Below are 19,896 nucleotides of genomic sequence, written 5' to 3'. Positions count from 1 at the left end.
GATAGCGCTTACATGTACCCCGGCTATTTGGTTTCGTTACATGTCAAAGGAGGCGGACTCCTTACGTAAGCAATTCAAATCAACTGAATGGAGGAAAATAGTGCGATGAGAGCAGTTCCTGCATTATCTAAATTGCTGCTGGCCTTTTTAATTGTTTTCTCAAGTGTCTTACCGGCATACGCCGCAGCGGAGGAGGGGGCTCCTGTTGTACCGGAAGCCGCGCCTTCGACCGTTTTGTTCGAGGATGATTTCCAGGATGGCAACACGACGGGCTGGACGCTTAATAATCCGGCGATATTGACTGTTGCCGACGATGCGTCCGTTACGGGCAACAAAATGCTTTACGTGAGCAGCGGCGATGAGGCCATTGCTGCAGTAGATACAAGCGGCCATAGCAATTATGTTTATGAGGCTAAGGTGAAAAAGGTAGACAGCGGTTCTTTTCCAGGCATTATAGCCCGTTATACAGATGCGAATAACTACTACTTGTTTCAATTGGGCGACGGGAAATTCGCGTTGTCCAAGAAGGTAAGCGGCACAGGCGGAACGCTTGGCGAGTATACTTTCCCTGTTGTCGCAGGCCAGTGGTATACGATGCGCTTAGTGGTTGAAGGAAGCGTCATTAAAGGCTATGTGGACAATAAGCTGATTTTTAACGTAACAGATACTTCATTGAGCACAGGGAAGGCAGGCTTCCGCTCGAGATGGGCGAAGTCAGGTTTGGATGACGTTCAAATCCGCAGCATTGCGAATCCTGCGCCTGCCGCTCCAAGCCATGTTCAGGCAACAGACGTTACGTCAACAGCCGCAACGATCACATGGGAGGCTGCGGCGGGAACGCCGACTTATCGCGTTTACCGCTCGACACAGCCGGATACGAATTTCGTACAGGTATACAGCGGCACGGCAACATCCTTTGCGGATACAGGTCTTGCCTCGGGCGTGACCTACTACTACCGGGTTTCCTCTGAGGTAGATAAGTATGAAGCGGCAGCACCTGCGCTTAGCGTAACGACTGTATTAGTATTGCCATCATCTCCGGCTTTGCTGCCGGGCATCGTGGCGGCATACACATTCGATGAAACGTCCGGAACGACGGCTTCTCCGAGCGCGGCAAGCAGCAATCAGGCGAAGGCAACGCTAGTTAACGGGGCGGCTTGGACGACAGGCAGAACGGGCGGCGCCGTTGACCTTGACGGAACGAACGATCATGTCGTTCTGCCGAATGGCATACTGAATGGCTCGAACGATATGACGATTGCCACTTGGGTCAAGCAGGACACGCTTAAAACCTGGGGGCGTATCTTCGATATCGGCCTGGGAACGAACAACTACATCTTCCTATCGGCTGCTTCCGGCTCCGGCGATACAAGATTTGTATTCAAAAACGGCGGCAGCGAGCAGTATGTGGCAAAAAGTCCTGCTCAGCAGGCCGCGGGCGAATGGATGCATTATGCGGTAACGCTGTCAGGCAGTACGGCGATTCTGTACATAAACGGTACGGAGGTTGCGCGCAATAACAATATGACCATTAAGCCGAAGGATCTTGGCAACACGACCTTGAACTACATCGGCCGCTCGATGTTTAGCGCCGACCCTTACATGGACAGCAAAATCGATGATTTCTATGTATTCAACCGTAGTCTTGGTCCAGCGGAGATCGCATTGTTTACTTTCCCTGAGGATACCGCTAAGGTAGCGGCAGATAAGGAAGCATTGACGCTGGGCGATACGAGCGCCGTAATGGCCGATCTGAAGCTTCCTCTTCAGGGTGCGGGCGGAACGACGATCAGCTGGGAATCGGACAACGCTTCTGTAATAAGCCCGAGCGGCGCGGTTACGCGTCCTGCATTAGGCGAACCGGATGCCGAGCTTGTATTGACGGCTGCGATTAAACGGGGCAATGCGGTAGACACGAAAACCTTCAATGTAAAAGTTTTGGCGCAGCTGTCCGATGAGGAATCGGTAGCGGCAGACAAGGCTGCGCTTGCAATCGATCACGCGAATGCGGTAACGGCTAAGCTTTCGCTGCCTAAAGCAGGAGCGAATCAGACCGTGATTAGCTGGACATCCGATCATCCCGTTAATCTCAGACCGGATGGGATGGTTAGCCGTCCGGCAATCGGCAAAGGCAATCTGAATGTAACGCTGACGGCAACGATTAAGAGAGGCGCGTATTCAGAAACGAGAGCTTTTGCGGTTACGATTTTGGAACAGGATGCGTTTTCCGGTTATTTGCTCGCTTTCAAGAAAAATATTTCCGGCGTTGAAACGCTGAATTATGCGGTCAGCCGCAACGGCAGATCGTGGACGGAGCTCAGCGGCAATGCGACTGCGGAAGAAGTGAACGCTGCGAACCATGTCTTCAAGCTGCTCTCCGAGGACAAATGGTACAAGTACGAGTATGCCAGCGGCGTATGGTCGCTTTATTCCAGCATGAATGCGGATGGCAGCTGGACGAAGGACACGGCTAGCTTTACGCTTCCGGCGGGAGCTGTTGCAGGAAGCTTCAAGCTCATCACGGAAGCGGAATGGAGCAGTCTGGTTCACAGCAAGTCAACGCCGAGAACGCTTGATGTGTTAAAGGTGTCGACGAAGGCAGGCGTTGCACCGAGGCTTCCAGAGCTTGTGAAGATCGATTATACGAACAATTTGTATACGACCTTGGCAGTGGAATGGGATGCGGTCGATGCGTCCAAGTATGCAGCGGCGGGCTCCTTCACTGCGGCCGGTACAGTCAAGGGCGCGAGCACGCGGGTTCAAGCGGCTGTCACTGTCATTAACGATAGCGCGTTCAGCGATACGATCCGCAATGGGGAGTTCTGGTATGACGACGAGGGCGGCATGATTCAGGCGCATGGCGGCCATATCATTAAAGTTGAAGATACGTATTACTGGTTCGGCGAGGATAAAGGACATAATTCGGCTGTGCTGAAGGGTGTTTCCATTTATGCTTCTAAGGACTTGAAGAAATGGGAGTACCGGAACACTGTGCTGACGCCAGCTTCTCATCCCGAGCTTGCATCTGCCAAAATTGAGCGTCCAAAGGTGTTGTATAACGCGAAAACAGGCAAATATGTGCTGTGGGGACACTGGGAAGAGGCGGGCAACTACAATCAGGCCAATGTCGTAGTTGCTGTATCGGATACGGTAGATGGCGATTATACGTATGTGAACCGTTTCCAGCCGGGGGGCATGCAGTCGAGAGACTTTACCGTGTTCCAGGATGATGACGGTCAGGCTTATCTATTCTCTTCTTCGAATAATAACGCCGATATGAACATTTTCCGTCTTACGGATGACTATTTGTATGTGGATGAGTTTATGTATACCGCATTCCCGGGTGGAAAGCGCGAATCACCGGCTGTCGTGAAGAAGGATGGAATCTATTATCTGTTCACCTCCGGATTGTCGGGCTGGTATCCGAACCAGGGCATGTATGCGACAACAACGAACCTTGCGGATAAAAATGCATGGTCACCGCTTCGGAAATTCGGAGATCCTGCTACGTTTTACACGCAAGCCTCCTATATCGTAAGCGTATACGGAGCGGACACGACATCTTATATTTATGTAGGCGACCGCTGGACACCGACTGCGCTCATGGAGTCGCAATACATTTGGCTTCCGCTGCAATTGGATAACGGCGTGGCGGGGCTGGAATATTCCGGCGAATGGGATTTGAATGCGGCTACCGGCCGCTTTGAGACGCCGAAGGATTTGCTTGTATCACAAGACAAGCCGGCTACCGCAAGCTCTGAGGCATCGGGCTTCGGCGCATCGGCAGCGAATGACGGCAATTATGATACGTATTTCGACTCCGGCAGCACCTCCTTCCCGACGACATGGCGGGTTGACTTGGAACGGGAGTATGATTTGAGCCGTATCGATCTGAGCTGGAGAGAGTGGAATGGCTCAGAGGTTTATTATACCTACAAAATCGAAGGCAGCAACGACGATCAAAACTATACGGTTCTAGTGAATCAAAGCGCTAATAGAACCCCATCCTTCAACAGTCATAAGCTGACGGGCAAATACCGTTATGTGAAAGTGACGATTGTTGGTCAGTTTGGCCATACGAACAATGCCAATAACCCGGTAACGTGGTACAGAGGCTTGCACGAGGTGAAAATTTATTCGTCGGATATGCAGATCGATACGCCGCAGGGTCTCACTGCCATGCCGGTTGTTACATCCGCCGCTTCCAAAGAGGCGACAAGCGTTAATGTGAAATGGCAGGCCGTGCCGAGCGCTTCCCGTTATGTGTTGTATCGTTCAGCTGACCTGAACGGTACGTACTCCGAAGTTTACGATGGAAGAGCGGTTGCATACGGCGATCATGATTTGGCTAAAGACAAAACCTACTATTATAAAGTAAAAGCATTCCATCCGGGGGGAGGGTCTGAACTATCGGAAGCAGTTGCCGCAAAAACGTTCTCCGTACCTGATAATCTTGAAGTCTATGACAATACGATTGAGATGAAATGGCAGGATGAAGCAGGAAATGCCAAGATTTTCCCGACGCTCAAGGCAGGTTCGACTTATTACTACTATGAATATGAAAGAGATAGCGACGGATTTAAACAGATTAACGTCCAAACTTCGGAAGACGGGAAAAACTGGTCGGCGAAGAAGGTTATTCTTACAAGAGAGTCGCATCCGGATTTGGCGGCATGCAAATTCGAAGGCTTGTCCTTCACGTACAATGAAGCAACCGGCAAAGTCGTGGGCTGGATGCATTATGAAAATAATAAAGACTACTCGCTCGGCAGAGCGGCTGCGATGTCGGGAAATCCCGGAGAGGAATTAACCTTCCATGGCAGCTTCAGACCGAACGGCAACGATTCCAGGGATATTACGTTCTTTAAAGACGATGATGGCAAGGGATATATTCTTTCGGCGGGAAATACGAACAGCGATCTGTTCTTATACGAGCTGAGCGACGACTATATCACCGTGGTGAGACAAGTTGCGAAAATCCATGAAGGCAAGCATCGCGAAGCGCCAAGCCTGATTAAAAAAGACGGCATCTATTATCTGTTCACCTCGGAGGCTGCCGGCTGGTATCCGAGTAAGGGTATGTACTCTTCGGCCTCGTCACTTGAGGGTCCTTGGTCAGAGCTGCGCACGATTGGAAATTCATCGACGTTCTCCGCACAGTCGGGCGGAGTATCGACGATAAAGGGAACGGAAGCGACCTCGTTCATGATGAACGCGAACAGATGGCTGTTCGGATGGGCGAGCCATCCGACAGGCTCGACGCAGCGCTGGCTGCCGATTTCGCTGAACAACGGATACGCTTCCTTTGATTACTATGATAAAGTTCTCTTTAACCGGGCAACAGGCGTAGTCGTACCGGTTCAGGACGGTATTCTTCTATCTGAAGGAAAGCCCGCATATGCACAGGATTGGCTGGAAAGCAACCATGCCTCCAAAGCGAATGACGGGGATTATTACACAAGCTGGGTATCCGCCAGCGCCTCTTGGCCGAAGTGGTGGATGGTTGACCTGGGAGACATCTACAACCTTAGCAATATTCAGATTTCATGGTATCTGCACAAAGGTTCGGAGGGCTATCCGAAGTACAAAATTGAAACAAGCACAGACGGCATCAACTTTACGGCAGCTTTGGACCGCACGGATAATTTGGACTACGGTTTTACCTCCGATAAGCTGACCGGAAAGGCGAGATATGTCAGAGTGCAGCTGGTTGATGCGGTACTTCACAACAACCCGAGCAACTGGTATACTCCTCAGCTTAGCGAAGTGAAGGTGTTCGGGACTCCGCTGGATAAGACCGCACCGGTCACAACAGCGAAGGCGCAGCCGGCGCTTCCGCAAGGCGCGAACGGATGGTATACGTCGGATGTTACGCTGACGCTGACAGCTGAAGACGAAGGCGAAGGCGTGGAACTGACGGAGTACCGTGTGAACGGCGGGGAGTGGACCGCTTATACGGAACCGGTCATCCTCTCCGAGGAAGGCAAGTCCTTTGTCGAATACCGCAGCGTTGATAAGGCGGGTAATGTGGAGGAAGCCAAGTCACTTGAGGTCAAAATCGATCGTACGGCACCTGTGGTGCAAATATCAAGAGCGGTTTCGTATACGATTGACCAGACAGTCACCATGACGTGCAGCGCGGCCGATGTCATATCGGGCGTATATGGTACACCGTGCGCTAAACCGCTGCTTCAGGCCAAAGCGTATACTCTATTGTCCGGTCAGAATAAGGTAACGGTCACAGCGGAGGACATGGCGGGCCTTAAAACGACGGTTACGCATACGTACACGGTTAAGGCAACGTTTGACAGCTTAAAGACAGTGACAACTTCTTTCCTGCAGGCGACGGGTGCCAAAGGATGGGACAGTGCTGCAAAATCGTTGAATTCCCAACTAGATAAGGCAAAAGCTGCGGTTATTCAAGGGAAAACGGCTGCGGCGAAGGGCATCATGGCCGACTATATGGGTCAAGTGAAGGACCAAACCGGAAAAGTCCTAACGATTGAACAAGCTAACATCCTGATCCGTTGGGCACAAACGCTTATTTAGGCTAATGGAATGGAAGGCCGGTGGGAGTTATCCGAACCGGCCTTTTCATATAGCCAAAGCACAGTTGGTAACTTTTACAGTCTGCAATCCAATCATTTCATCTACAGGCTTACTATTGAACCGTGACCCGCAAGAAGGACACTTTGAAAAAAGTGCCCCTCATGCGGGTCATTTGTATTTTAATCAGATTGTCAGTGAAGGGCGTTGGGTTACAGTCCACTCTTCAGAAGATGGGCTGCTTTTTTGGCCTATTATGGGAGATGTAATACTTTCGTAATGGTTTTCTAATGGTTTAGCAAGTATATCGTTCTCGGATGGTTAGTATTGTTCGCTATTATCGTTCGTAGGTAAAAGAACATTGTGAATATCGGAGGAGAAGGCAGCTGGAGTCGAATCTATGTCCTAACGGCGTTATAATGTAGGAAGAAGATAGAAGCGGATGAACGAGGAGGGACCAGCGTTGAGCGCCAAAATAATAGTAGCCGATGACGAACGGAACATAACGGATGTGTGCCGACGTTATTTGGAGCGTGAGGGCTGGACCGTGTGGGTTGCGGCGGACGGCGAGGAAGCGGTTCAGCTGTGGCGAGAGCATCAGCCGGATTTGCTGGTGCTCGACTTAATGATGCCGAAGCTGGGCGGGATTGAGGTATGCGACCGTATTCGGCAGGAGGAGGAGACTCCGATTATTATGCTTACGGCGCGAGGCGAAGAGGCCGACCGGCTGCTCGGCTTAACGATGGGCGCCGACGATTACATGACGAAGCCGTTCAGTCCGCGGGAGCTCGTATTGCGGATCAAAAATATTTTGAGAAGGACGGGTGTGCAAGCGGGCAGCGTGGCGAAGGATCAGCGGAAGGCGGAGACAGGCAGCGGCAGCGGGGAGACGGGGAAGTCGCTTTATTTTGACGGATTAGCGATTTTTCCGCAGGAGAGAAGAGTTACCGTTAAGGGCGCGGAGTCGGATTTGACGGCCAAAGAATTTGATTTGCTGCATTTGCTGGCCCTTTACCCGGGGAAGGTGTTCTCGCGCAGTCAGCTGCTTAACCAGATTTGGGATGTTGCTTATGACGGCGATACGACAACCGTGACGGTTCATATTCGGCGGTTGCGGGAGAAGATTGAGGATAATCCGTCCGATCCGGGCTGGATCAAGACGGTGTGGGGGATCGGCTATAAGCTGGATGGCAAAGGGGCAACCGTATGAAGCTCCGCACCTATTTACTGCTGGCCAATACGATCAGCATCGCGTTTATTATTATTTTGCTGATGGCGTTTTACCGCTATATGCTCTTGAATAAGGAGCAGTTCATTTGGCTGACGCTGGCAGCCGTTGCTGCGGGCATCGTGTCGGGTTTGCTGCATTTCATGCTGCTGCGGCCGCTTGAGGGATCTGTCCGGCGTATTGGAGAAGGGGCGGGACGTATTGCGGCAGGCGATCTCGAAGCGCGTGTGGAGCATACCGGTTTGAAGGAGTTTAAGCAGCTAGCGGATCAATTCAATCATATGGGGATCAGCCTGGAGGAAAGCTTCCGGCAGGTGAAGGCGGCGGAATCGGCGCAGCGCGAGCTTGTTGCGAATATGGCGCATGATCTGCGGACGCCGCTCGCTTCGGTGCAGTCGTATGTCGAGGCATTGGAGGATGGCCTCATTCAGGATGAGGAAACCTTCAAGCGTTACTTGGGGACGATTCGCAGCGAAACGATCCGGCTTGGCGAGTTGATTCAGGATTTATTTGAATTGTCGACGCTGGATGCGAAGAAGCGGGAGCCGGAGGAGCTGAGGCCGGCGGTTGCGGAGGATGTACTTGTCGAGCTTTTACCGCGGTTTACGAAGCCGTTTGAGTCGAGGTCCCTGCAGCTTAGAGTGAAGCTGCCGGAGCGTCCGCTTCGCTTAACGATGCAGCCGCGGCATTTGCAAAGGGTTTTGCAAAATTTACTCGAAAATGCGGTGCGGCATTCGCCGCAGGGCGGGTTGATATTAATAGAAGCGGAAGAAATGAACGGACAGCCGGAGAAGCTGATACGCTTCACTGTCTCCGATGAAGGGGAAGGCGTGCCGGTGGAGGAAAGAGAGCGGATATTTGAGCGGTTTTACCGTTCGGACCGTTCACGAAGCCGGGAGAGCGGAGGCGCTGGTCTTGGATTGTCCATTGCCAAGCTCTTGGTGGAGCAGTACGGAGGAACGATTGGCGTCCAGCAGTCAGGTCTACAGGGGAGCGCGTTCTGGTTTACGGTGCAGGAGGCGCCTGATGGTGCAAGCATCGGTCATTTGGCAGAAGACAAGAGGGAGAAGGAGGTTGCTTTGTAAATGAGCGGACTAATGGAACGGCTTCGCAAGGGCTATGGGAAAAAGCTTGTTTCGCTGCATGCTTGGAACGGCTGGATTGTTGTTATTTTGGCATTGACCGGGCTTATACTCATAGGCGGCTTCTGGCGCGGCTTTCTCGGGGAGGGCCGGGTATGGATCAAGTGGGCCCATATCGTCGTCGGTATTGCTTCCATTCTGCCGGTCATCTATTACCTGCTCCTTGCGGGCAAGCATTGGAAGCAGCTGAAGCAAAAGCCGTGGCAGCGGTTTAATGTGCTAGTTGTTCTTGGTTTATTGCTTGGCTGGTTCGGTTCCGGCGTGCTGCTGTGGCAGTTCAGAGCGGTCGGGCCAAGCGTATCAAACACTGCGCTGGTTGTGCATGATTTACTGACATGGATCGGTCTTCCTTATATCATTTACCATTCGATTACGCGTGCCAAATGGCTGAAGGAGCCGAATCGCCGAACCGTCAAAAACGAGCGCGAGCTTGATGGCGTACATCCTGCGGCGCCGCAGCCTGTCTATACGCGAAAAGCGTTCATTCGCGGTGCGATCGGCATTGGGCTCGCTGTTACGATGGGGCCGTCTTTTCTAAAATGGCTGGGCACCTCGCTTGGCAGCGTTGGCGGCAGCGAAACGATCGATAAGCTGATCGAAAAGGATACGAATATGCTGCTGCCTGCGCCGCAGCCGCTGCCGGCGTCCGCCCCTCCGATGGGGGGAGGCGCGATCGGGCAATTCCGCGTGTACACGGTAACGCCGATCCCTTCTTTTACAAATGCAGACTGGTCATTTACGATCGACGGGCTTGTTGAAAAGTCGTTTAAATGGGATTGGAAGCAGTTTGTGGCGCTGAAGCGAACGGTGCAGGTCAGCGATTTTCACTGCGTGACCGGCTGGTCGGTGTATAAAAACACATGGGAGGGCATCAAGCTCAAGGAGCTGCTGAAGATGGCGGGCGTGAAGCCCGGCGCTCAGACCGTGAAGCTGTATTCGGGTGATGGGGTGTATACCGATACGTTAACGCTTGAGCAGGCCGACATGGACGACGTCATGGTAGCGGTCATGCATGACGGCAAGCCGATTCCGAGCGATCTCGGCGGCCCGGTCCGTCTGGTCGTGCCGAAAATGTACGCCTACAAGTCGGTGAAATGGCTGAACCGGATCGAGCTGATTGAAGGCGAGCATGTGGGCTATTGGGAGGCTCGAGGATACGCGAACGATGCGTGGGTGTAGCTTGCTTCTTAAAAAATCAACATAAAGTTTCAACTCCATACCATGTTTTAATGATATGATAATTGGACAATGATACAGTCAGAGCCAATCGACCATATTTTATGAAAAATAGCTATGGGGAGGGTGCTGCTAGTGGATAATGCGAATGTGCTGCATGAGACGTTTACGTTGGAGTTGGAACCGGGAGTGTATATTAGAGGCGACATACGGGCGCAGGAGGATGGAGGACGCAAGCCGGTCCTCCTCTTTGCGCATGGCTTCAAGGGCTTCAAGGATTGGGGGTTTTTCCCTTATGCATCCGAGCGGTTTGCAAGTCAGCATTATGCGGTTATTACGTTTAACTTCTCGCATAACGGCGTTTATGAGCAGGATTTCGACGAGCTGGATAAATTCGGGTTGAACACATACTCGCAGGAGCAGAAGGATCTGTCGGCCATTCTTACAGCGGTGCTGGAAGACAGGTTACCGCTGGCGGAGCAGCTGGATAACGGGCAAATTTTTCTCGTCGGGCACAGCCGCGGAGGCGGGAACAGCGTGCTGTTCGCAGCGGAGCATCCCGAGATACGCGGCGTTGTGGCTTGGAACGGGATTGCGGACGGCAACCTGTTCGGAGAAGAATTCAGGGAACAGGTACTGCGTGACGGTGTAGGCTATGTGGCTAACGCAAGGACGAAGCAGCAAATGCCAATTAACGCTGTATTTTTTGAAGATCTGGACCGCAACCGCGAGCGCTTCGATATCCCGGCTAGAGCGGCGTCACTTACGACACCTGTGCTGTTCATCCAAGGCTCACAGGATTCAGAACGATTGCTTGCGGGCTACCGCATCTTGCGGAAGGCTGCGCCCCATCACCGCTTCGCGACGCTGGAAGGGGCGACCCATACATTCGGCACCGTGCATCCTTTTGCAGGGACGACGGATGATTTGGAGCGGGCGATAGCGATTACGGGCGCTTTCTTTGCGCCGCTCCTGCAGCGCCCGTCAGAAAGCGATCAATAAGAAAACGATCAAAGAAGAAATCATATGTTAAAGGAGCTAAGCAGAATGACCTATTATCAAAAAGCGGCTTGGGTACTTGAACGTTTGGGTGAGGAAGGCACGGTTATCGTTGATGCACGTTACGCGCTAAACGATTCGGATGCGGGCAGAAGAGCGTATGCGGAGGCGCATATTCCAGGCGCTTATTATTTAGATTTAAGCCGCGACCTTTCCGGGCCGAAGCTCCCGAACGGAGAAGGCGGCCGCCATCCGCTGCCGGAGCCGGAGGCGCTGGCGGCAGTGCTTGGGCGCATCGGCATCGGCAGCAATACGACGGTTATCGCCTATGACGATCAAGGCGGCGCCATGGCCTCCCGTCTGCGCTGGCTGCTGCAGTGGCTCGGCCATGATGGACAAGTCTATCTAGTAGAAGGCGGGTTCGCAGGCTGGCAAGCGGCTGGACATCCGATCAGCACAGAAGTGCCGGCTCCAGCAGAGGGAGTCACATTCACGCCGGTCGTTCGGAATGACATGTTGGTGAGTCAAAAGGATGTAAAAGCGCGAATGGGCAAAGCCGGCACCGTGCTGATCGATTCTCGCGAAGCTCCCCGCTATCGCGGCGAGGTCGAGCCGCTCGATCCGGCGGCCGGACATATTCCAGGCGCCATCAACCGCTTCTGGAACGAAGGCAAACGCGCCGACGGCACCTGGAAATCGCCGGAGGAGCAGGCCGCGCGCTTCGCAGGTTTGTCGCAGGACGACGAAATCATCGTCTACTGTGGATCAGGTGTGACGGCTACGCCGAATGTATTTGCTTTGCAGGAGGCGGGGTTCCGCAATGTGAAGCTTTATGCGGGGAGTTGGAGTGATTGGAGTTCTGATCCTTCGAATAAAATAGCGACTGGAGACGAGTAAGTGCTGAAAGACGTATAAGAGTATGTAAGATTTGAATACATCGCTAAGTAGGCCGTATGCCTTGAGCGATGTATTTTTTATGCTCCAAGTCAACACGGAGTCAACAATGAGCAGCTGAAACCACTTTGAACGAGTTTTTGACAGGTTATTTGAAGCAAAATAATATGGATAGGCATATGATTCAACAGATCCCTCTGTTAATGGATTACAGAAATATAAGCTCTTTCTTCTGGTGGCTGGACAGTTGGGATGGAGATGAAAGCAAGCTTTCTGACTTTCAGAAAAAGGCCATTGCCCATGCGGCCAGGCTCATACACAACGGGCACCCCTTTGATGGCTGTGATATTCAAATGTAAGATCCGTCTGAAACCATGTTCAGAGGTTAACCGACTGTTGGAGCGATTGGAGTTCTGACACGAAGAATCCTGTGGCTACGAGGGAAGATGTGGGGTGAGCTAAACGCTTGTTCGAATCCTCTAAATAGACTTAATGAAGGCCAGAACTCCTTGCCTAGGGACTCTGGCCTTTGCTATTAGTAATTGTTATTGCAATAGAGACAGATTTCCGGCAGACGGATTTAGGTTGCCCAACCCGGTCTTAAACTGTACCAGACCGTGCTTATAATCATATACAACGCCGCTCCAATGGCAATGATCATTAGAGTTGTATCGCTCAGATCGTCGAATGAACCGAATAGGCTTGTCTTTACCATCGTAAAGAATGCCACATTAAACGAACAGCCGATTAGAATAACGTACCAGATTGATTTCAATTTGCTATACATATAGCCGTACAAAAATCCTAACGGGATACCAAGAAGCTGCATGGCAATCCCACCCGGCTGCAATGCCGCAATAATAAGCGCGATGATAAGCATTGCCCAGAAGCTAGGTACTCTCCTTCGCGCTTCATTAAACATAATGCCCATAAAAAGAACGAGCTCCAGCGCAGTGTTTAGGACAGCTGAAGCGATCAAATAAAAAGCGGGTACATTGCTGTATTGAGCCGTAAAATCCTCCAATTCCGACATACCCTGATGAAGAAGGAACTTCATGACCGAGGTGAATAGTAAGGAAAACGCCAGACCAACGGTTATCATATGAATGGATTGCGGCAAACGAATAGGCAAGTATTGATGGAGTCGAATAAAGCTTAAGGGAGTTTGGGTTCTAAGAATCTTGTACTTCAGGGAGTAGGCGATCCATGATAAGACAATCGAAACGGTCAATACGATAAAAACTTGAGCAGGAAGTTGATCCCCCTTCCCGAATTCCCCCCAGCCAAAGATTGGATTCACTATGAAGTTGTAGAACAAGATAGCAATGATAATCAGGGTTGCGTAAAGAAAGTAGTTGACCAACATTCCCGCATATCGAATCATACTAGATTCCGCCTCTCCTAATGTGCAATCGACTACACTTAACCTATGTACAAAATTTTGATAGCATTCCAAATATAAGAGGCTGCGTCACTTAAGGGAAAACGCCAGCTGGAGCGATTGGAGTTCCAACCTTGAGAATCCTGTAGCGACAGGCGACGAGGAAGAAAAGAAAAAGGAATAGCGTTATGCAGCATTTTAATACATCGCCATGTGGACTGTTAGTCCTTGGCGGTGTTTTTTTATGCTTTAGTTCCGACTCCCCGCACGCCTGCTCGGAGCGAAGCGTTTATATTCATAAGGTCTTTCTTTGCCAATATGCCGCTCAGACCACCGCTAAATGGCTTTGTATTTTGAATGTTTAGGGCGCTGAAGCCGTCATTTTCATTTTTTTTAATTTTTTTTATAGCCATTTGATAAAATAGTTCAGATATGAAGCGAACATCACATGTTAGGTTTGACTGAAATGACGGTATTCTATATCCGGATGAAAACCGGAATCGGATCAGCGCCACAGTTGTTCACTGTCAAAGTAAACAAAAATGACTATATAAAAAATACAAATTTAGTAGGTTATTTCCTTTGATTTGCACCTTGCCACCAGCCCTTTGGGCAGGCCGCGAGCGAATTCTCGTGTAAGCATTCGGTGCTTTTCCGCACCATTCTTCGATGGGATGCCGATAGCCCTGTTTTCCGCTGACTGTATGTATTTTTCGTGTAAAAAGGTCTTGCCTTTTTCCATTTTTTTGCCGTTCACGACTCGTTTTAGGAGCCACGCCAGATGCTCGCGAACCGTTAAAAAACGTTATGGGAGCAGAAGAAAATCGAATATGTATCCCGTTTCTATCATGTCAGGTTAGTTGTGATTTGTACTATCTAAATATTAATTTGCATTATTTCGTTGAATTCTTTAATATAAATCGATATTATGACTGAAAAACGGTTAGCTATCGACAAAATCTGCAAAACTAGCACATGCTCTTATGCTCTATTTTCGCATAGCCATTCCGCGGGAATGGGGGGGGCTTTGTCTTAATTTTAGGAGGAGTAAAAATGGGAATTTTGAAAGTGGGCATCGTGGGGTACGGAAACCTCGGCAAAGGCGTCGAAAAGGCGATTTCGCAAAATCCGGATATGGAGCTTGTGGCGATTTTCACCCGCAGACAGCCGGAACATCTGGCATCGTACGGTGCTAAATTCGAGCATATCTCGGCGGCCGAGCAGTACAAGGGCAAGATTGACGTCATGATTTTATGCGGTGGATCGGCGACGGACCTTCCGGAGCAGACCCCGTTCATGGCGAGCATGTTCAACACGGTGGACAGCTTTGACACGCATGCCGAGAGTCCGGCGTTTTTCGATCGGGTTCATGCTGTAGCAAAGCAAAGCGGTAAACTATGCGTCATTTCGACTGGCTGGGATCCGGGCCTATTTTCGCTTAACCGGCTGTTGGCGCAAGCCATCCTTCCGGAAGGAACGGACTATACGTTCTGGGGCAAGGGCGTCAGCCAAGGCCATTCGGATGCCATTCGCCGCGTGCCGGGCGTGAAAGCCGGCGTGCAGTATACGGTTCCCGTCCAATCAGTCATCGAGCGCATCCGTGCGGGAGAGACACCGGTGCTGGCGACGCGCGAGAAGCATCTTCGCGAGTGCTTTGTCGTAGCGGAAGAAGGCGCGGACAAGGATGCCATTCGGGAGACGATCATTTCGATGCCGAACTACTTCTCCGATTACGACACGACGGTTGCCTTCATCTCCGAAGAGCAATTGAAGGCCGAGCATCAGGGCATGCCTCACGGCGGCTTCGTTATCCGCAGCGGCATTACCGGAGAAGGCACGAAACAAATTGTCGAGTTCGGCTTGAAGCTGGAGAGCAATCCGGAATTTACGGCAAGCGTACTGGTTGCTTACGCAAGAGCGGTTAACCGGATGAGCCAAGAAGGACAAACCGGCGCCAAAACCGTTTTCGATGTTCCGTTCTCCTATTTGTCGCCGAAATCGGGCGAAGAGCTTCGCCGCGAATTGCTGTAAGTTGCATTTACATAAGTCCATACCCTATTCATAAGCGCAAACGACGTGTTTCGTTCTACGTTCATTCCCCGTCGTATCGTGTAAAAGGAGCGTCCACTGAAGTGAATGATCTATTGGTTAAGCAGCAAACGGCAAAGGAATACGTACATTCGGTTTACGAGATGGTCATCAGCCGCAACCAAGGCGAGAAAGAATTTTTTCAAGCGGTCAAAGAGATATTGGATTCGCTCATTCCAGTGATCGAAGCGAACCCGCATTATATCGAGCACAGCATCTTGGAGAGGATCACCGAGCCTGAGCGTGTCGTCTCCTTCCGCGTGCCTTGGGTCGACGATAACGGCAAGGCGCAAGTAAACCGCGGCTTCCGCGTTCAGTTCAACAGCGCGCTCGGGCCGTATAAAGGCGGCCTTCGCTTCCATCCGTCGGTCAACGCGAGCATTATTAAATTTCTCGGCTTCGAGCAAATTTTCAAAAACTCGCTGACCGGCCAACCGATTGGCGGCGGTAAAGGCGGCTCCGACTTCGATCCGAAGGGGAAATCGGAACAAGAAATCATGCGCTTTACGCAAAGCTTCATGACGGAGCTATACCGTTACATAGGACCCGATATTGACGTGCCTGCCGGCGACATCGGCGTAGGCGCGCGAGAGATTGGCTATATGTTCGGTCAATACAAACGGATTAGAAGCGGCAACGAAGCAGGCGTTCTGACGGGTAAAGGCCTGCTCTACGGCGGCAGCCTCGCCCGCAAAGAGGCGACAGGCTACGGCTGCGTCTATTTCGTGAACGAGATGCTGCAAGCGAAAGGATTAAGCCTGGAAGGATCCACGGTCGTCGTATCCGGTTCCGGCAACGTGTCGATCTACGCAATCGAAAAATTGCAGCAGTTGGGCGCGAAGGTCGTGGCCTGCAGCGATTCGAACGGCTACGTTCACGATCCGGAAGGCATTGATCTGGCGCTTCTGAAGCGATTGAAGGAAGTGGAGCGCAAACGAATCAGCGAATACGTCCAGTCCCGCCCGAATGCGGTTTATACGCCGGGCTGCGAAGGCATTTGGTCGATTCCTTGCGAGATCGCTCTTCCTTGCGCGACGCAAAACGAGATCGACGACCAATCGGCCGCTATGCTCGTCGCGAACGGCGTCATTGCGGTCGGCGAAGGCGCAAACATGCCGTCTACATTGGCTGCGATTGACGTATTTCTGAATAACAAGGTTTTGTTCGGGCCTGCGAAAGCAGCAAATGCCGGCGGCGTGGCCGTTTCCGCGCTAGAGATGGCGCAGAACAGCATGCGCCTATCGTGGACGTTCGAGGAAGTGGATGCGAAGCTGCATGATATTATGCGCAACATTTATCGCAACAGCGAAGCGGAAGCGGCAAAATACGGCTACCCGGGCAACCTGGTTGTCGGAGCGAATATTGCCGGCTTCGTTCGCGTCGCGGACGCGATGATCGCGCAAGGCGTCGTTTAATCGGTGATTGACAGAAGGAAAAGAAGCGGTCCCGCAGTGGGCCGCTTCTTTTTTGGCGCGAACGTACAGGCGCGTATAACGCAGCTTTTTCATTCATCTAGCGGTCAGGTGCAGCGTTTTGTTAGATTTTGTTATGATTGAAAGTTATAACTACATTTCCTTTTTTGTGACCTTGATCGACATACCGGTGCGCCTCGACCATTTGCTCCAGCGGATAGCAGCGGTCAATAACCGGTTTCAACCGGCCCGTCTCAGCAAGCTTTTTGAGAAAAAGCAGATCTTCTTTGCGTGTGACTGCTGTCCCGCCGATGACTTTCTTATCAGATGTCAACGAATACCACAGCCCTTTTATCTCTGATCCCAGCATGACCGTATGAAGATAATTTCCTTTGTTCTTCAGCGAGCTCTTGCATTGTGATAACGTAGTCTTGCCTACCGTATCAAAAATAATATCGTAGGTCTGACCGTTTTTCGTGAAATCCGCTTGGGTGTAGTCTATTACCTTATCGGCTCCCAGAGATTTCACCATTTTAACATTCGCAGTACTGCATACCCCGGTGACTTCCGCCCCAAAGCACTTGGCAAGCTGTACCGCAAAAGTGCCTACACTTCCCGAAGCGCCAATGATGAGCACTTTTTTTCCGGGCTCGATGCTGCCTTTTTGGAGGAAAAACAGAGCGGTAGTTGCTCCAATAGAAAGAGCAGCGGCTTCCTCATAGGTCAAATTGTCCGGTTTTGTTACCACTGCTCCATCCTCGGGCAGACATTTGTACTCGGCATGGGCACCAAAATTCACCTTGAAGGTCGATGCAAAAACCTGATCACCTGCCTTGAACTGTGTTACATCTTTGCCGACTACTTCAACTTCACCGGCTAGCTCCATTCCTAATATCGGATTTCTTGGTTTTCTGAAACCTAAAGCGATTCGACCGGGGAGCCAGAACATGGGGGGGACTGTAAAACTTCGCATTCTACTGTCCCCGGCGTTTACGGTTGTCGCATGCACTTTAACCAGTATTTCATTGTCTTTGGGCGCAGGTTTTTCGACCTCTTTGAGCTGAAGAACCTCCGGTGATCCGTATTTTGTTGCTACAATTGCTTTAATAAATATCCCTCCTTGCCGATAAATTGAATCCTTAACGGCTATTCATTTTTATCCCCATAAAAGAATACCTCTGTTTTGGTGTTGTGAAAGGTTGCCAAGAAGAGGGCCTGTTACGGCCCTCTTGTGCTTTCCATTCAACAGCTTGCAAACAAGAAGTCGGAGAAAGGATCTAAAGCGGCTGTTTTAGCAAGGCTTATAGAGATAAATTCCCACTAATCACAAGCCCAAAGCAGGCAGCGTTCAACAGAAAAGTAATGCCGGCGCCGATCAGCAATCCTTGAACGATCCCGCTCTTTTTACGGAAAATAAGGATAGCAGGAATCAGGTATATGATTTGTGCGACGCTGATAAAGAAAAAGGCGATAGGAAAAAGGAAAAGCAATAAATGCAGCGCGGCTAACAGCCCGATTCCGAGCCATACCTGCTTGATATGGCCAGGCGATTTGCCGGAAGGCGATACGCCTGGCTGCTTGTTATCCTCATCACTCATTCCACTCATTGACTTTACCTCCCGGGCGCATGTCAAATTCATTTCTCAGCTCTACGAGCTTCTTCTCCTGATCACCGCGATAGAACATATTGTACGTGTCAAAAGGAATGATTCGTCCATCGGGGTGTACGATGTGAACGCAAGATTTTTTGACGGAGCGCACATCGAAATTGTATGGATCTAAAAACTGCATAATGATGACACGGAATACATTATCATAGCTAATGTTGTCAGGCACGGCGACCATCGGCAAGCAGCATAGCAGGTTTTTCAGCGAAAGCGCTGAAGAGGCAGGGGAATGAGCAGTCGAGAACAGCTCGAATATTTTTGACTTAAGGGTTTGATCCTGCTCGAACACGATCGTGTTGCGGCCGCCCTCCAGTAATATTTGAGGGTCCATTAAGCCGGTAAGCGGCAGCACATCCCCGCCAAGCTTCAAGGCGTAGCCCATCGCCAAACAATCGGGGTGGCATGGCACCGGAATAATATCCTCCGAGCGAAAAATGCCCGATTGGTCAATGATTCCTTGCCGCACCTCGCTAAGGGTCAAGCGGTCCTTCGCCGGATCGTAATCTTCCAATCGTCCTGCCGCTTGGATAGGCTGGAAGGTGACACCGCGTACGGCGGGCTGCTTCAGGCCGAACTGAATAATGTCGCCGATCTCATGGTCGTTCAGTCCTTTTTTGAGCGTAACGACCAGCGTGGTCGAGATATTGAATTCGTTCAAATGCTCTAAAGCCCGGCGGCGAACGTCACGCAGATCAACGCCGCGAAGCTCCCGCAGCGCCTCCTCCTGGAAGCTGTCGAACTGCAGGTAAATTTCAAAGCCGGGCATATATTCGGCTAACCGCTTGGCAAAGCTGCGGTCCTGAGCTATGCGGAGGCCATTGGTGTTTACCATAATATGCTTGATTGGCTTGCTTTTGGCGAGGTCCAGTATTTCGAAAAACTGCGGATGAATAGTAGGCTCGCCCCCGCTAATTTGCACAATATCGGGCTCGCCCTCGTTGCGGACGATGGCATCGAGCATTTTCTCGATCTGCTCCAGTGAGCGCCATGAGTCCTTATGCGGGGAGGACTCTGCATAGCAAATCGGACATTGCAGATTACAGCGGTCTGTGACCTCGAGCAGCGTCAGACAGCTATGCTGCTCATGATCAGGACATAGTCCGCAATCATAGGGGCAGCCGTAACGGATCGGTGTGTTCCAGTGCTGCGGCATTTCCGCAGGCTTCAGGAATTCGCGGCATTTCTTATAATAAGCGGCGTCGCTTGCAATCAGTACCTTTTCCCGTCCGTGCTGTCCGCAATATTTGAGCAGAAACACTTGATTGTCCTCTATGATGACTTTAGCTTCGACCTTGCGCAAGCATTTCGAACAGATGCTGTTCGTCAGCTCGTAGAAAATGTAGGGTCTGTTTTTCGTTGTCAT

Annotated in this window: 13 protein-coding genes; 9 read left to right on the top strand and 4 right to left on the bottom strand. The window is 51.2% G+C overall.

The genetic code is table 11. The annotated features are described in order from the left end of the window. Positions 1-105 precede the first annotated feature (105 nt). From AC0YNZ_RS16395 to AC0YNZ_RS16365, 7 genes are all read left to right on the top strand, one after another. Complete coding sequence (locus tag AC0YNZ_RS16395) at positions 106-6,549, top strand: immunoglobulin-like domain-containing protein (RefSeq protein WP_475827634.1); 6,444 nt, start codon at positions 106-108, stop codon at positions 6,547-6,549. Between the two features lie 460 nt (positions 6,550-7,009). Further along, a complete protein-coding gene (locus AC0YNZ_RS16390) occupies positions 7,010-7,756 on the top strand; it encodes a response regulator transcription factor (protein WP_475827633.1) in 747 nt (248 codons plus the stop codon). Beyond that, a complete protein-coding gene (locus AC0YNZ_RS16385) occupies positions 7,753-8,859 on the top strand; it encodes a sensor histidine kinase (protein ID WP_475827632.1) in 1,107 nt (368 codons plus the stop codon). Before AC0YNZ_RS16390 ends, AC0YNZ_RS16385 begins: the two co-directional genes overlap by 4 nt. Continuing rightward, positions 8,860-10,095 carry a molybdopterin-dependent oxidoreductase gene (locus AC0YNZ_RS16380; RefSeq protein ID WP_475827631.1) on the top strand — a complete coding sequence of 412 codons (1,236 nt, stop codon included), beginning with the start codon at positions 8,860-8,862 and terminating at the stop codon, positions 10,093-10,095. Positions 10,096-10,227: 132 nt separating this feature from the next. Next, on the top strand, positions 10,228-11,094 hold the full coding sequence (locus tag AC0YNZ_RS16375) for an alpha/beta hydrolase family protein (protein ID WP_475827630.1): 867 nt from the start codon (positions 10,228-10,230) through the stop codon (positions 11,092-11,094). Positions 11,095-11,139: 45 nt separating this feature from the next. Continuing rightward, a complete protein-coding gene (locus tag AC0YNZ_RS16370) occupies positions 11,140-11,988 on the top strand; it encodes a sulfurtransferase (RefSeq protein WP_475827629.1) in 849 nt (282 codons plus the stop codon). A gap of 125 nt (positions 11,989-12,113) precedes the next feature. Then, complete coding sequence (locus AC0YNZ_RS16365; RefSeq protein ID WP_475827628.1) at positions 12,114-12,344, top strand: hypothetical protein; 231 nt, start codon at positions 12,114-12,116, stop codon at positions 12,342-12,344. Positions 12,345-12,565: 221 nt separating this feature from the next. On the opposite strand, the gene AC0YNZ_RS16360 is transcribed toward AC0YNZ_RS16365, so the two are convergent. Beyond that, positions 12,566-13,369, bottom strand: a complete 804-nt coding sequence (locus tag AC0YNZ_RS16360; protein WP_475827627.1) for a CPBP family glutamic-type intramembrane protease — start codon at positions 13,367-13,369, stop codon at positions 12,566-12,568. A gap of 1,050 nt (positions 13,370-14,419) precedes the next feature. Between AC0YNZ_RS16360 and AC0YNZ_RS16355 the strand changes: the two genes are divergently transcribed. Together AC0YNZ_RS16355 and gdhA are read left to right on the top strand one after the other, a co-directional pair. Next, positions 14,420-15,397: a diaminopimelate dehydrogenase gene (locus tag AC0YNZ_RS16355; RefSeq protein ID WP_475827626.1), complete on the top strand. Its 978-nt coding sequence runs from the start codon at positions 14,420-14,422 to the stop codon at positions 15,395-15,397. Positions 15,398-15,498: 101 nt separating this feature from the next. Next, positions 15,499-16,869: an NADP-specific glutamate dehydrogenase gene (gdhA, locus tag AC0YNZ_RS16350; RefSeq protein ID WP_475827625.1), complete on the top strand. Its 1,371-nt coding sequence runs from the start codon at positions 15,499-15,501 to the stop codon at positions 16,867-16,869. 121 nt (positions 16,870-16,990) lie between these two features. On the opposite strand, the gene AC0YNZ_RS16345 is transcribed toward gdhA, so the two are convergent. The 3 genes from AC0YNZ_RS16345 to AC0YNZ_RS16335 all read right to left on the bottom strand — a co-directional run bounded on the left by AC0YNZ_RS16345 (position 16,991) and on the right by AC0YNZ_RS16335 (position 19,896). After that, entirely contained in the window at positions 16,991-17,974 is a 984-nt protein-coding gene (locus AC0YNZ_RS16345) for an NAD(P)-dependent alcohol dehydrogenase (protein WP_475827786.1), read from the bottom strand. A gap of 193 nt (positions 17,975-18,167) precedes the next feature. Continuing rightward, positions 18,168-18,473 carry a hypothetical protein gene (locus AC0YNZ_RS16340; protein ID WP_475827624.1) on the bottom strand — a complete coding sequence of 102 codons (306 nt, stop codon included), beginning with the start codon at positions 18,471-18,473 and terminating at the stop codon, positions 18,168-18,170. Then, positions 18,457-19,896, bottom strand: coding sequence for a radical SAM protein (locus AC0YNZ_RS16335; RefSeq protein ID WP_475827623.1), 1,440 nt, complete (start codon positions 19,894-19,896; stop codon positions 18,457-18,459). The genes AC0YNZ_RS16340 and AC0YNZ_RS16335 overlap by 17 nt, the downstream gene beginning before the upstream one ends.

The sequence above is a fragment of the Paenibacillus sp. J2L1-98 genome, assembly GCF_056269405.1.
Note: the sequence above shows the minus strand (reverse complement) of the source record. Positions and strands in the feature narration are given on the sequence as shown.

Bases quoted from the DNA above. Each gene is read 5' to 3' on its own strand.
- AC0YNZ_RS16395 (WP_475827634.1), top strand. From the start codon at position 106: ATGAGAGCAGTTCCTGCATTATCTAAATTGCTGCTGGCCTTTTTAATT.
- AC0YNZ_RS16385 (WP_475827632.1), top strand. From the start codon at position 7,753: ATGAAGCTCCGCACCTATTTACTGCTGGCCAATACGATCAGCATCGCG.
- AC0YNZ_RS16380 (WP_475827631.1), top strand. From the start codon at position 8,860: ATGAGCGGACTAATGGAACGGCTTCGCAAGGGCTATGGGAAAAAGCTT.
- AC0YNZ_RS16370 (WP_475827629.1), top strand. From the start codon at position 11,140: ATGACCTATTATCAAAAAGCGGCTTGGGTACTTGAACGTTTGGGTGAG.
- AC0YNZ_RS16360 (WP_475827627.1), bottom strand. From the start codon at position 13,369: ATGATTCGATATGCGGGAATGTTGGTCAACTACTTTCTTTACGCAACC.
- AC0YNZ_RS16355 (WP_475827626.1), top strand. From the start codon at position 14,420: ATGGGAATTTTGAAAGTGGGCATCGTGGGGTACGGAAACCTCGGCAAA.
- AC0YNZ_RS16340 (WP_475827624.1), bottom strand. From the start codon at position 18,473: ATGAGTGGAATGAGTGATGAGGATAACAAGCAGCCAGGCGTATCGCCT.
- AC0YNZ_RS16335 (WP_475827623.1), bottom strand. From the start codon at position 19,896: ATGACAACGAAAAACAGACCCTACATTTTCTACGAGCTGACGAACAGC.